The following is a 13,098-nucleotide window of genomic DNA, read 5'->3' as shown; positions in this document are numbered from 1 at the left end:
TCATGGTTACACACCATGACGAGGCCGTCAGAGCTTACCTGGCTGCCTCGTTTGTATTGCGGAGGGTTTCCCTTAAACGAGATTAGCGAGTGCAACTTGGAAAGTTGACCTAAAGTGAAGAATTGTGACTGTCTTATGGGTAATTGGTAATGGGTTTGACCTGCATCATGGACTCAAATCAACATATTTAGATTTCAGCACTTGGCTTCATGAAGAAGCAGGTCTTCTTCCTGGTTCCTGTGAGCGTGTCCTAAAATCTGGCTGTGCTGGGGTATTTTGCCAAGAATGGATTGCAGTTCCGAAAATCACAGCCATTCTGGAAAACGATCGCGGGTGCGATGTTGCTGCGGCAGTTCCATTCATCTGCAGGATTATCAGCTCAGCGCATACGAAGACCAGTGCTTGGAGTGACCTGGAAACAAACCTCGCCGGGCTTGAATTTTCGAGCATTTTTGATGAAGTTGAACCTGTAACCTTGCACGGAGAAGTAAAGGAGTGGCGGACGGCCTACCTCAAGGAAGACATCCAAGTCGAAGTTGAGGAAGCATTGGGCCTCTTGCCGAAGTTTTTCCGCGAATGGGTTCGAAGTGCACTGGATGTGTCAGAGCTTGAGTGTTGCCCTGGATTTAGGGCGGCGGTCGCGGCCTGCCCACAACAGTTCTTGACCTTCAACTACACGACAACGCTGCAAGACGTCTATGGTATTAGTGATGCAGAGGTTTGTCATGTACATGGCCAAGCGAATCGTGCGGGTTCAGAATTGCGGTTTGGGCATAGTCAAGAGCCGCGGACTGTAGTAGATGGATACGAGGGGGATTGGTCAAAAGAAGCAGAATATGCAGTTGATCAGGCCCTGAAAAAGCAGCTTAATGTCAAAGCGCTTGATGGATACAAAGACGCAGGTATTAGTGTCATCGTATTCTTCGGTTTTGGTTTTGGCTCTGAGGACCTCGATTACGTGAAAAAACTCGCGGAGGTATGTGGCCCTGAGATTCCGGTCGCAATCCTTGGGTCTGAAGGGCGGATTGAAGGATATTTCTCCGAAACTGAGCCTCATCTGGAGCCTTTGTGGGGGAAGCCGGTGAAGCTAGTGTTGGAAGACTCTGAACTTGCCGCAAAATTGCGAGTTTTATCTAGAGGCAGAGGAAAAACTATGGCGTTACCCTTCGATTGGACCACTGAAAACCCTGAGACATAAAATACCGGTCAATCGTTAGGGTAGTTTGATATCTTATTGTGCAAAGTTCGTTAACTATCCGGATAGCTGAAGCATTTGATCAGAGCGGTTTCGCGATTTGGACACTTGATTCAAATAGATAATCTGCAATAGCAGACGTTTTTGCTATTCGACCGCTGTGGATAGGTGGTAAACAGTCAGGGATTTAGTTAGCATCTAATGTGCTTCCAAAACCGGAGGGGGAACAATAGGCCCACTATATGACATTTTAGGGAGCGGAAAAGTCGGGTGGTGGTTGTTGGAGTTTGGTCATTTCATCTGAATTAGACTGTTGATATTCATGAAACTAAACAATTAAATACAAAGTGCAAAATGCAGCGCAACGAAGAATCTGCATGTCAGATAGACATCATGCAGAGTATCATTTGAACTACATGACTATTCAGGGATCTTGGACGGTTATCTGTTAGCTGCTACCGTCGCGCAAACGCCCACTTAAACACAGGTTTTTTCCGGCTCAATCAGGACCGCAGCGGTGTCCAACTCGAGTCGATCGGCCATCGTGAAGAGGACGTAGTCTGCGATCTTGGAGATAACTGGCGCGCTTAAGTTGAGTTCGCGCAGGAAGCCGGTGGAGATCAGGTGTGCCATGCCTTGGGCGATGGACCATAGGTCAAAGTTGAGTTCGAAGGCATGCCAGGAGTTGTGGGGCTGGCCAACCTCGGACATTACGGCCCTGGCGAAGCTGGTGAGCTCGCCAAACGCAGACTCGGGTACTGGCGATTCTTCTGGGACGGGGATGACGGAGCCGCTGGAAATGGCGGTGAGTACATCGAATCCCTGGGGGTCGCTCTTTGCGTAGCTGAGGTAGGCGGTGTAGCCGGCCTTGATGTTGTTCAAGCAGCTAGCTGTCTGTGGTAGCGAGTGGATTTGGCTTTGGATGCGTACCCGCACGCGGGAGTCAAGGCAGTCTTCCAGTTCTTGGGAGAGGGCGGAATCGCCGTCGATAAGCGCGTAGGCGGTGCCGGGGGATACGCCGATGCGGTTGGCTGCGGCCTCAAGGGTGAGTGCGTCGAGTCCCTGTTCTGCGGCGTTCTCGATTCCCGCGCGGAACAGCGCGTGCTTGATGCCTTCGCGTGTGGACTTGGAGTAGGAAGAACTCGCGGGTACGTGGGTAAGGCGTTGCGGGTGCGCGGGTTTGATCGGGGCGGGCGCGGGCGCGTCGATGATGTGCGTGAGGTTTCTGATGAGGCGGCGCAGCAGTTGGGACTTGGCGGTGGGCAAAAGCCAACGGGCTGCGCCGCAGGTACACAGGCAGCTCATGCCGTGGATGCTGGCCATGATCACCAGGCTTTTGGTTTTCCAGTCTTCAATACCGGCGGCACTGGAGAGATTCCTAAATAGGCTAAGCGACGGGTGAAGTTTGCCTTGCTGGGGTAGCAACAGGTGCAGTGCCCGGAAATTAGGGGGCTCGAACTGCGCAAAGGTGAAATAGCCCGCGCTTAGAACTTCCAATTGCTGGGGAAGCTCACCCTCGGGGTTGCTCGGGACGTAGTGCTGGAGCCGCATTTCGAGGTGATCAAGCATCGCAGCCCGGAAGTGTTCATCATCGGGAAAATACTTGTGGGCCACGGTGAGGGGCACCGTAGTCTGTGCAACTGCATCGAGAAGAGATATCTCGCGATTGATATTCGCTCCGACTGCCGCGATTCCCGCTAGCAGGAGGCGCTCGCGCACTCCTACCATGCGTTCTCGCGTCAGATTTTGGCCCATGTATCTGATGCTAACGTCCGACCTTAAGAAAAGCTTGATAATTTGCGAAAAGCAAGAGCTGATTTTCCTTGTTTTATTTACTCGTCAGCAATTCCGGTAATCCCAGCGCAGCCGTGGTACGCCAGGAAAAGTCAGCGCTACTCGTCAGCTCCGTGGGATCCGGTGAAATCTCCAGCACTCGCCGCGCTAGTCGGGGCAGCGAAGCTGCCGGCTGGACGACGCCCGATGTGCCCACCACGAGCAGCAAATCGCAATCGCGGATGAGCTCCTCGGCGCGAGCCCATTCTGCGCTGGGCAGCATCTCCCCAAACCACACGACTCCGGGGCGGATGAGATTCCCACAAAGCGGGCACTGTGGGGGAGTATCGCCCAATTCACTACGAAACGGCCGACTGCAGATGGTGCAGCGGTAGCTGAACAGGCTGCCATGCAGGTGGACTACCTCACCTGCTCCGCCACGCTCGTGTAGATCATCGATGTTCTGAGTGATCACCGGCACTCCGGCGAGCGCGACGTGGCCGGCATTGGGCTGCGCCGCCGCTGCAATCAAGGCGCGGTGGCGGTACCACGTCCACATCGGTTCTGGGTCCCGGGCCCACGCATCGATGCTGGCCATCGCGGTGGGGTCAACGTTTTCCCACAGCCCCGTTTTGGGTGAGCGGTAGGTCTCCAGTCCAGAATCGGCGCTCATGCCGGCGCCCGTGAAAGCGACAATGTGCTCGGCTTCCGCTACCAACTGGCGAGCTGCCTCGGGGACGTGGGGAGTCATTGCTGTCTTAGCTTTCTAGCTGCTGCGCGGCGTCGATGAGCAAGGCTCCCCATTGTTGGCCAGCATCGCGCGGGAAGCGGGCATCTGGGCCGGAGATGGATAGGGCAGCAATGATCGTGTTGCTGGCGTTGTTGACTGGGACGGAAACGGAAGCCAGGCCGGCTTCGCGCTCTGAGAAGGAAGCGGCCCAACCTTGAGCGCGGACTTTTTCCAGGTCGGCTGCGGTGAAGGCGGCGTCGACAAGCACGCGCTCACGTACCTCAGGGGCGCTGAACGCGGCGAATACCTGGGCGGCTGAGCCAGCGCTGAGGGAGAGGCGCGAGCCAACGGGCACAGTGTTGTGCAAGCCTGAGGAGGGTTCGACGGCGGCGACACAGAGGCGCTTGTTTCCCGAGATGCGATAGAGCTGCACTGATTCGCCGGTCTTTTCCATGATCGAGTGCATCAGTGGGGTGGCGGCCTCGATGAGGAGATCGCCGTGGCCGGCTGAGAGTGAGACTAGTCCGGGGCCGATGCGCCACCGGCCGTCCTCAGTGCGGGATAAGAATTCGTGGGCTTCCAGAGCGGTGGCGAGGCGGTGCGTCGTGGCCCGGGGGAGCGCGGTGTCTTCGCAAAGTTGCGCGAGGGAGCGCGGGCCATCGGCGACAGCTTGCAAAATGAGTACTGAGCGATCCAGCACTTTAATGCCGCTTGTAATGTCTCCTGTGCTATCGTGTTCCATGCTATGATATTAACATCTCAATATGTGGAATTCAATTATTGGAGTGAATTCCATAACGACGGGCAGTAGGAGGCTCATCATGGGGACAGGTTTAACCCTGGCAGAAAAGGTCTGGAATGACCATATAGTCACCAAAGGCGAGGCGGGCTCACCCGATCTCATCTACATTGACCTGCATCTTGTCCACGAAGTGACCTCCCCACAAGCCTTCGACGGTCTGCGGCTAGCTGGCCGCAAGGTCCGACGCCCAGATCTTACCATTGCCACCGAAGACCATAATGTGCCCACGACCGGCGTCGAGAGCGGCGCAATCGAAGAAATTAAAGACGCGATCTCCCGCACCCAAGTGGAAACGCTGCGCAAAAACACTGCCGAATTTGGTGTGCGACTGCATCCAATGGGGGACATCGAACAAGGCATCGTTCACGTCGTTGGCCCCCAACTCGGCCTCACCCAGCCCGGTATGACCGTCGTCTGCGGCGATTCCCACACCTCCACCCACGGTGCCTTCGGTTCCATCGCCATGGGTATCGGCACCTCGGAAGTTGAACACGTGCTGGCAACCCAGACGCTGTCGCTCAAGCCTTTCAAGACGATGGCGGTGAACGTCTCCGGCGAGCTACAACCCGGCGTCTCCGCCAAAGACCTGGTGCTAGCAATCATCGCGCAAATCGGCACCGGTGGTGGCCAGGGGCATATCATCGAATACCGGGGCCCGGCGATTGAGAAGCTGTCCATGGAAGCCCGGATGACCATCTGCAACATGTCCATCGAGGCCGGTGCCCGCGCTGGCATGATCGCGCCGGACCAGATCACCTTCGACTATCTGCAGGGGCGGGCACATGCACCACAGGGTGCAGACTGGGATGCCGCCGTGGACTACTGGACCTCACTGCGCACTGACGACGACGCCGAATTCGACACAGTAGTCAACATCGACGGCTCCGCGCTGACTCCCTTTGTCACCTGGGGCACCAACCCTGGACAAGGGCTGCCCCTGGCCAGCACGGTTCCTGTGCCCGAGGAGATCGCCGAGGACGGCGAACGCGCCGCCGCCGAGAAAGCAATCGCCTACATGGACCTGACCCCCGGCCAACCGCTGCGGGAGATCAAGATTGACACCGTCTTCGTTGGATCCTGCACCAACGGCCGCCTGGAAGACCTGCGCACCGCCGCCGACATTGTCCGTGGCCGCACCATCGCAGCCGGGACCCGCATGCTCGTCGTCCCCGGCTCCGCGCGCGTTCGGGAACAAGCCATTGCGGAAGGCATCGACAAAGTCTTCACCGACTTCGGCGCCGAGTTCCGCGCACCGGGCTGCTCAATGTGCCTGGGAATGAACCCAGACCAGCTCGCCCCTGGTGAACGCTCCGCCTCCACGTCCAACCGCAACTTCGAGGGGCGCCAAGGCCCCGGCGGACGCACCCACCTCGTGTCCCCAGCAGTCGCCGCAGCCACCGCCGTCGCCGGTCATCTGGCCAGCCCGGCAGACATTTAAGGAAAGAAGGCAACGTCATGGAAAAGTTCAGCACTCACACCGGTGTTGGCGTGCCCCTGCAGGCCTCCAACGTGGACACCGACCAGATCATCCCGGCGGTCTTTCTCAAGCGCGTCACCCGCACTGGCTTTGAGGATGGGCTCTTTGCCTCCTGGCGTAAGGATCCAGCCTTTGTCCTGAACCAAAGCGCCTATCAGCAGGGCTCGGTGTTGGTCGCCGGTCCAGATTTCGGCACTGGATCTTCGCGCGAGCACGCCGTCTGGGCGCTCATGGACTACGGCTTCCGCGTAGTCATCTCCTCCCGCTTCGCGGACATCTTCCGCGGCAACGCCGGAAAATCTGGGCTACTGGCAGCTCAGTGCTCGCAGGAAGACGTGGAGATCCTCTGGAAGCTCATGGAGGCTAACCCAGGGCTGCAGTTGACAGTTGACCTGGAAAACCGCAGTATCCAGGCCGAGGGCGTCACAGTCCCGTTTGAGATTGATGATTACACTCGCTGGCGCCTCATGGAAGGCCTAGATGACATCAGCCTCACGCTGCGCGATGAAGCAACCATCTCCGACTTTGAAGCACAGCGCCCCAACTTCAAGCCACTCACTCAGTAACAGGACCTACTTCACCGGTAGCGGACTGGCCAGGTAGTCCGCGCCGGTGAGTTCGCCGTTGTTGAAGCTCAAGACCCAGGCGGAGCCCTTCTTACAGGCAATCTCATCTTCCAGCGGCAGCCGCCCCTTCGCGGACATCGCGGCAATCATGTCTGGAATGATCAGGCCCTGCGCGACGATGACAGAAATCCCGCCGGCAGTAACGATCTCCTCGAACTTGCGCTGCGCATTCGCCATGTCTCCCAGCCAGGCATCATCGCCGAAGAGGGGGTCCACCTGTACCGGGATGCCGAGCTCATCGGCAATCGGGGCTGCGGTGGATTGGCAGCGGTCGGGGAGCGCGGAATAGACGGCCGTTGGCTGGAACGGCAGGAGCATCGGCACGAGCATCTCTGCTTGTCGACGCCCCTTCTTATCCAACGGGCGGAGATTGTCATCACCGGACCAAGTTCGACGATCATGCGCCTTGGCGTGGCGCACGTACAAAATACGAGTGGTTGCCGGGAGTCGGAAGCGCTTCTCGGCCTTAGCGAGCACCGTGCGATCCACCTCATAAGACAGCAATTCAGAGGCCTCGGCGATGGACATCCAACGGATCTCATCGACCTCATCATTGGGCACGAACTCGCCCCCGATAACCTCACCGGTCCAGTAATAGACCACCTTCGTCCGGTCCAGCACGGGGTACGTCACCTTGCCCAGCAACTTGCCGAGGCGCACCTCGTAACCGGTTTCTTCCTTGATTTCCCGGAATGCAGTGACAGGGAGTGATTCTCCGGGGTCCACCTTGCCCTTGGCTAGCGACCAGTCGTCGTAGAAAGGCCGGTGGATGACGGCGACTTCAATGGTGTCGAGGTTATGGACGTCGCCACGCCAGAGCACCGCGCCCGCAGCCAGGGTGGAGCGCTTGTACTCCTTGGCGGGATCGGCGCTGATGGATTGGTAACGGCCGGTGACGGCGAGATCGTTGTCCACATCCTTGTCATTTTCGTGACGATGCTTGGCAGGGTTCTTCGACATGATCTCTTCCTTCACTGACATTCGGCCGACAACTCTTAAGATAAGGTCAGTATTTGACACCATTTTTGTCTAGTTCGTAGCAAGTTGCACGTTCGGCACGCCCGATTGCGCACTTTAGTAACCAGAGGGAGAAGAAGCATCGTGGTAAAAGTTGCAGTCATGGGGGCGGGATCCTGGGGCACCACGATCGCGAAGGTCTTCGCGGATGCCGGCAACATGGTGTCATTGTGGGCGCGGCGCGAAGAACAAGCCCATAGAATCCAACTGACCCGGGAAAACCCGGAGTACTTGCCGTCACTGATTCTCCCGGCGTCGATAAGCGCGACTTCAGCGGCGCACACGGCGCTCGACGGGGCGGACATCGTGGTGTTGGCGGTGCCCTCACAATCGCTACGGGACAACCTCGCCACGTGGCGGGAACTCATCCCCGGCGATGCCTCGCTGCTGTCATTGGCCAAGGGCGTGGAACGCGGCACCAATCTGCGTATGTCCGAGTTGATCGCGGAAGTCACGGAGGCAGATGCCAGCCGCATCGCGGTGCTCTCGGGGCCAAACCTAGCCCGAGAAGTAGCGCTGGAACAGCCAGCCGCCACAGTGATTGCCTGCCCGGACGAGAATCGAGCCAAGCTCATTCAAGCTGCCGTGAGCACCCCGTATTTCCGCCCCTACACCAACTCAGACGTGGTCGGTTGTGAAATCGGCGGCGCCTGTAAGAACGTCATCGCACTGTCCTGCGGCATGGCCGCCGGAAAGGGGCTAGGGGAGAACACCCTGGCGACGCTCATCACCCGTGGCCTCGCAGAAATCACCCGCCTCGGTGTGGAACTGGGCGCCGATGCCCGTACTTTCTCCGGGCTAGCTGGGCTGGGCGACCTGGTGGCCACGTGTTCCTCGCCACTGTCACGCAATCGCACCTTCGGAGAGCGCCTCGGCCGCGGCCAATCCCTCGACCAAGCACGGGTCTCCACAAACGGCCAGGTGGCCGAAGGCGTTGTAGCTTCCCAGGCGGTATTCGCCCTGGCCCAAGAACATGACATTGACATGCCGATCACAGAAGCCGTGCACGCCGTCTGCCATGAGGATATGGCCGTGACGGAAATGATTTCTGCACTCATGGGGCGTTCTAAGAAGTCCGAGTAGTGTACTGGGGTAACATTTCCCCCGTGTCCAACAATCGCATCAAAGTAGCCGTAGTTTACGGTGGCCGTAGCTCCGAGCACTCCGTGTCCTGCATCTCCGCCGGGGCAATTATGAGCCACATCGATCCTGAAAAATACGAGGTCATCCCCGTCGGAATCACCCAATCCGGCGAGTGGACCGTTGGGGAAGCTGACCCCGCGAACCTGGTGATCAAGGATCGCGTCCTCCCGACTGTCACCCTGACCCAGCCGGTAGCCCTGTCCGCCTCGCCTGCCCACGGCGGCGAGCTGCGTTTCGACGACGGCAGCCTCTACGCCAAGGCCGACGTCATCTTCCCAGTGCTTCACGGACGATTCGGCGAAGATGGCACCATCCAAGGCTTCTTTGAACTTTCCGGCATCCCCTTTGTGGGCCCAGGTGTGCTCAGCTCTGCGAACGGCATGGATAAGGAATACACCAAGAAGCTCATGGCTGCTGAGGGCCTGCCCGTCGGAAGGGAAGTGGTCCTGCGCGGCCGCGACCACCTGACGCCAGCGGAACAGGAGCTCCTAGGCCTGCCAGTGTTTGTGAAACCAGCACGCGGCGGTTCCTCCATCGGCATTTCCCGGGTAACAAGCTGGGATGACATGGACGAGGCCATCGCCTTGGCCTTTGAGCACGACAACAAGGTCATCGTTGAGGCCGAGATCATTGGCACCGAGGTCGAATGTGGTGTCCTCCAGCAGCCCGACGGCACCTTGATAGCCTCCTACCCGGCTCAACTGCGCGGTACGGCAGATTCCGAGGAAGGCTTCTACGGCTTCGACACCAAATACCTAGACAACGTGGTTTCTGCGGATATTCCAGCGCCACTGTCTCCGGCCAACTTGGAATTGGTGCAGTCACTGTCCATCGAAACTTTCAAGGCGATGAACTGCGAAGGCCTCGCACGCGTGGACTTCTTTGTCACCGATAAGGGGCCGGTGCTTAACGAGATCAACACCTTGCCGGGGTTCACCCCAATCTCGATGTATCCGCAAATGTTCGCAGCCTCCGGGATCGCCTATGAGGATCTGCTGGACATCTTGATCCAACGCGCACTGGTGCGAGTGCGCTAGAGCTAGGGAGCCGGTTACTTCCCGCGCTTCTTAGCCTTGCGCTTTTCTTGCTTCTTAGCGAAGCGTTCCTCTCGTCGGTCCTCCTTTACCTTCCGAAGCTGCTGCTTTCTCTGCTGCGCTTGCAGTTCACGATTCAGATGCAGGCAATCTTGGGAACGAGTTGAAAGGCTCGATGTGCGTTGTGCCTTATTAACGAGTCGCTTGAGCCGCTTCGGGTTTCCTGATTTTGGTGGTGCGATGTCACCGGGAACGGCCAGCGTGGCACGCGTTGTTATGCACAGCTCGGCGCCGTTACTGAGCATCCAGTGGTACAACTCGGCATTGTTTGGCTCGGCGCCGAACACCACCTTGTGGGCATGCAAGGAGCCGTCCTCGGAAATCTCGTACAAACCGCACCAGAATTGTCCGTCGTAAAAAAGAGTGAATTGGGAAGTCATTGTGTCTCCAGGTTCGCCAAAGTGAACCTGACGACGCTGGATTCTTTTCCCCGGCGGAACCCGCTAGGGAGAAGCGACGGATGCAACTAGCTGCAACGCCCAGACTTCCTACTGAGCTGTGCGGTTTGCGCATCAGGATGAAACAGAGAATATACCAGAAAATCCTGGCCGCCTTCTGGAGCGAAACTAAGCTTGCTTAGCCTTAGTATTCGCTGCGATTGCCTTGCTCAGCGTCACAATCGCAGTGTTGCCGGCCCCAGTTGGCATGGACATCGCCACGACGATGTCACGGCCGAGCGCGAAATAGGCGCCGGACGTTGTGCCATTGGCCAAGGTGGTGTCTTGGAACCACGTCACCTGGTCGACCTGGTTGAGCTGGGCGCCAGGGGTATAGCCCTCAGGATCCGTTACACCGCAGCGGATGACGATCGGTTCTTGGCCAGGCTTGGTCCACACAGCAATATCCGCGGGAGCATTGGTGTCGCGGGTATAGCCTTCGCCGAGCTCGGCGGGCAAGGAATGCCGCAGGGCGAGGCACTGCTCGTTGTTGGCCTGTGGGGCGTCCAGCTCAGTGAGTGGGATTGCGTGTGGCGTGGAGTGCTGCTGCTTGAGCTTGCCCATGGCGACGTCGAGGTCGGAGACGGGATTATCGGCACGGCCGATGGATTCTGCGTCCGCAGTGACGGCTACTGCAGGGAAGGTGTCAATCGAGTACCAGGTTTGCATTGTGGACCCCGGGGTGGCGTCAACCACTTGGAGCCACTTCATGCCGTCGACCTCCGTGAGCGGGGAGACCTCCGTGTATTGGAGTGGCAGCGAGATACCGCAGCGGAGAGTGACCTGCTCGACTGAGTTTGATGCGTACGCGGCCGCGCCTTCTGGGGCCGGATCGGCGATCTCTGCGCGCTTGTGTCCAAGCACCTTCTTGGGCAGCGCAGTCAGGAAATCTTGGCATTCCTGAGAACCTGCCTCCGGCGCATCGAGGGTGGTCATCCCCACGGGTTGAGAAGCAGCACTGGTGTATACGACCTTGGCACCGATCAAGACGCCAACTACCAGCAAGATTGCTAGCGCCAATGCGATATACAGGGGGGTGGTATTAAATTGAGAATCTCCAGACTCACTCATAGTTAGTTAGTCTAACGTCCAGCCCTCCAAGGACTTAAGGAAGATGATGGATAACAAGCCACTGACGATTGGTGAGATCGGCGAACGGGAGACTATTGCCCGGATTGTGGCGGTCGCGCCGTCGTCACGCAATGGCGATGACGCTGCCGTGCTGGGCCAGCCCGCACCAAACTCGCGCACGGTAGTTACCACAGACATGCTGGTGGAGGGGCGGCATTTTCGCCGGGAGTGGTCGACTCCGGAGGAGATTGGCCAACGTGCGATTTTGCAGAACTTTGCAGACATTGAAGCCATGGGGGCACGGCCCGTTGCCGCGGTGCTGGGGTTGTCTGCGCCGGAGGACACTCCTATCGCGACGATTGAGGGCATAGCGCGGGGAGTGGAGACCCAAGTTGCGCACTACAACTCGGAGCTGGTGGGTGGCGACGTTACCGGCGGCGACTGCCTGACCCTCTCGGTGACAGCCATCGGTTCGCTGGGAGGCTCGGCCGCGCCCCTGACGCTGGATCGGGCGCGTCCCGGACAACAAGTGGTGGCCGCAGGTTCAATCGGCTACTCCGGCGCTGGCCTAGCGCTGTTGCAGGCCTTCGGCCGTGCGGACGTGCCACCGGAACTTGAGCCACTGGTGAAGGCCTTCGTCTCTCCGATTCTGCAGCCGGGGCGAGGCGTCATTGCCCGCGCCACCGGGGCGACCTGTATGACAGACAACTCGGATGGGCTCATTGTTGATTTGGGGACCATTGCGGGGCGCTCCCGCGTCACCATCGATCTCGACCGCGAGGCCATCGCGCCGGATAGTCTGCTCCTTAAGGCGGGCGAGCTCCTGGACACCGACCCATGGCTGTGGGTGCTCAGCGGCGGGGAAGACCACACCCTGCTGGCCACCACCGCCCACGCCGTGCCGAGCGGTTTCCGGCCGATCGGGCGCGTGATTAAGGCCGGCAGCAACGGCGTGCTTATCGACGCCCAACCCCCACAATCCACCAGCGGCTGGGTAAGCTTTTAGACCATGCATCCGTCTTGGGAACCCGTGTTTGCTCCGATCAAAGCTGAGTGCATCGCCATGCGATCCACAGTGGGAGAGCACTACTTGCCGCCCGAAGCGGCGGTGTTCCGCGCCTTCCAAACCCCCTTTGATCAGGTAAAGGTGTTGATCATCGGTCAAGATCCTTATCCAACGCCGGGCCATGCCATGGGGTTGTCATTCTCAGTCGCACCTGATGTCCGGCCTTTGCCCCGCAGCCTTAACAACATCTTTGCGGAATACCACACTGACCTCGGGTTACCCATTCCAACCTGCGGGGATCTTTCCCCGTGGGCAGAACAAGGAGTCATGTTGCTCAACCGGGTACTCACGGTAGCCCCTGGGCAAGCCGGATCGCACCGCGGCCTCGGGTGGGAAGCAATCACTGAGCATGTGGTGCGCGCCTTGGCCGCTCGCAATCAGCCACTCGTGGCCATCCTGTGGGGGCGGGATGCGCAAACGGCAAAAGCGTTCCTTGGGGATTGCCCCGTCATTGAATCCGTGCACCCTTCGCCGCTGTCGGCGCGCCGGGGATTCTTTGGCTCGCGGCCTTTTACGCGTGCGAATGAACAGTTGCGTGCTTTAGGTGCGGAGCCGGTGAACTGGGAGCTCTAGGGATGCGGTTGGCTCATGGACACAGCTGACACACGGTAACCCATAAGTTTTAGCTGCTATTTTGTCTTAGGTTTAGGATGAGTGCAGACCTTCA

The 13,098-nt window shown here is 58.6% G+C and carries 13 protein-coding genes; 7 read left to right on the top strand and 6 right to left on the bottom strand.

Annotated features, from left to right (window positions below; genetic code table 11):
• Nucleotides 1-124 precede the first annotated feature (124 nt).
• A complete protein-coding gene (locus WG936_RS10075; protein ID WP_339572828.1) occupies nt 125-1,198 on the top strand; it encodes an AbiH family protein in 1,074 nt (357 codons plus the stop codon).
• Nucleotides 1,199-1,672: 474 nt separating this feature from the next.
• On the opposite strand, the gene WG936_RS10070 is transcribed toward WG936_RS10075, so the two are convergent.
• The 3 genes from WG936_RS10070 to WG936_RS10060 all read right to left on the bottom strand — a co-directional run bounded on the left by WG936_RS10070 (nt 1,673) and on the right by WG936_RS10060 (nt 4,440).
• A complete protein-coding gene (locus tag WG936_RS10070) occupies nt 1,673-2,950 on the bottom strand; it encodes a TetR/AcrR family transcriptional regulator (protein ID WP_339572827.1) in 1,278 nt (425 codons plus the stop codon).
• Between the two features lie 73 nt (nt 2,951-3,023).
• The gene (locus WG936_RS10065) at nt 3,024-3,719 is read right to left on the bottom strand and encodes an SIR2 family NAD-dependent protein deacylase (RefSeq protein WP_339572826.1); all 696 of its coding nucleotides are present in this window, start codon (nt 3,717-3,719) and stop codon (nt 3,024-3,026) included.
• Between the two features lie 7 nt (nt 3,720-3,726).
• Entirely contained in the window at nt 3,727-4,440 is a 714-nt protein-coding gene (locus WG936_RS10060) for an IclR family transcriptional regulator (RefSeq protein ID WP_339564526.1), read from the bottom strand.
• Nucleotides 4,441-4,519: 79 nt separating this feature from the next.
• Here WG936_RS10060 and leuC point away from each other — a divergent pair, with 79 nt between their 5' ends.
• A complete protein-coding gene (gene leuC / locus WG936_RS10055) occupies nt 4,520-5,938 on the top strand; it encodes a 3-isopropylmalate dehydratase large subunit (RefSeq protein ID WP_339564587.1) in 1,419 nt (472 codons plus the stop codon).
• Nucleotides 5,939-5,955: 17 nt separating this feature from the next.
• On the top strand, nt 5,956-6,543 hold the full coding sequence (gene leuD, locus WG936_RS10050; RefSeq protein WP_339564527.1) for a 3-isopropylmalate dehydratase small subunit: 588 nt from the start codon (nt 5,956-5,958) through the stop codon (nt 6,541-6,543).
• Between the two features lie 6 nt (nt 6,544-6,549).
• On the opposite strand, the gene WG936_RS10045 is transcribed toward leuD, so the two are convergent.
• Complete coding sequence (locus tag WG936_RS10045; protein WP_339572825.1) at nt 6,550-7,563, bottom strand: NUDIX hydrolase; 1,014 nt, start codon at nt 7,561-7,563, stop codon at nt 6,550-6,552.
• Between the two features lie 141 nt (nt 7,564-7,704).
• Here WG936_RS10045 and WG936_RS10040 point away from each other — a divergent pair, with 141 nt between their 5' ends.
• Nucleotides 7,705-8,703, top strand: a complete 999-nt coding sequence (locus WG936_RS10040; RefSeq protein WP_339564529.1) for an NAD(P)H-dependent glycerol-3-phosphate dehydrogenase — start codon at nt 7,705-7,707, stop codon at nt 8,701-8,703.
• 14 nt (nt 8,704-8,717) lie between these two features.
• Nucleotides 8,718-9,800, top strand: coding sequence for a D-alanine--D-alanine ligase family protein (locus WG936_RS10035; protein ID WP_339572845.1), 1,083 nt, complete (start codon nt 8,718-8,720; stop codon nt 9,798-9,800).
• 14 nt (nt 9,801-9,814) lie between these two features.
• Here WG936_RS10035 and WG936_RS10030 read toward each other — a convergent pair whose 3' ends face one another.
• Both WG936_RS10030 and WG936_RS10025 read right to left on the bottom strand, forming a co-directional pair.
• On the bottom strand, nt 9,815-10,237 hold the full coding sequence (locus WG936_RS10030) for a YjdF family protein (protein WP_339572824.1): 423 nt from the start codon (nt 10,235-10,237) through the stop codon (nt 9,815-9,817).
• A 186-nt stretch (nt 10,238-10,423) separates the two neighbouring features.
• On the bottom strand, nt 10,424-11,365 hold the full coding sequence (locus WG936_RS10025; protein WP_339564531.1) for a DUF3515 domain-containing protein: 942 nt from the start codon (nt 11,363-11,365) through the stop codon (nt 10,424-10,426).
• A gap of 43 nt (nt 11,366-11,408) precedes the next feature.
• Here WG936_RS10025 and WG936_RS10020 point away from each other — a divergent pair, with 43 nt between their 5' ends.
• Nucleotides 11,409-12,371, top strand: a complete 963-nt coding sequence (locus tag WG936_RS10020; RefSeq protein WP_445227789.1) for a thiamine-phosphate kinase — start codon at nt 11,409-11,411, stop codon at nt 12,369-12,371.
• A 3-nt stretch (nt 12,372-12,374) separates the two neighbouring features.
• Nucleotides 12,375-13,004: a uracil-DNA glycosylase gene (locus WG936_RS10015; protein WP_339564532.1), complete on the top strand. Its 630-nt coding sequence runs from the start codon at nt 12,375-12,377 to the stop codon at nt 13,002-13,004.
• The last annotated feature ends 94 nt before the right edge of the window (nt 13,005-13,098 follow it).

The sequence above is a fragment of the Corynebacterium sp. H127 genome (genome assembly GCF_037482665.1).
GTDB lineage: Bacteria > Actinomycetota > Actinomycetes > Mycobacteriales > Mycobacteriaceae > Corynebacterium.
This window is presented reverse-complemented; position numbering and strand designations above follow the sequence as displayed.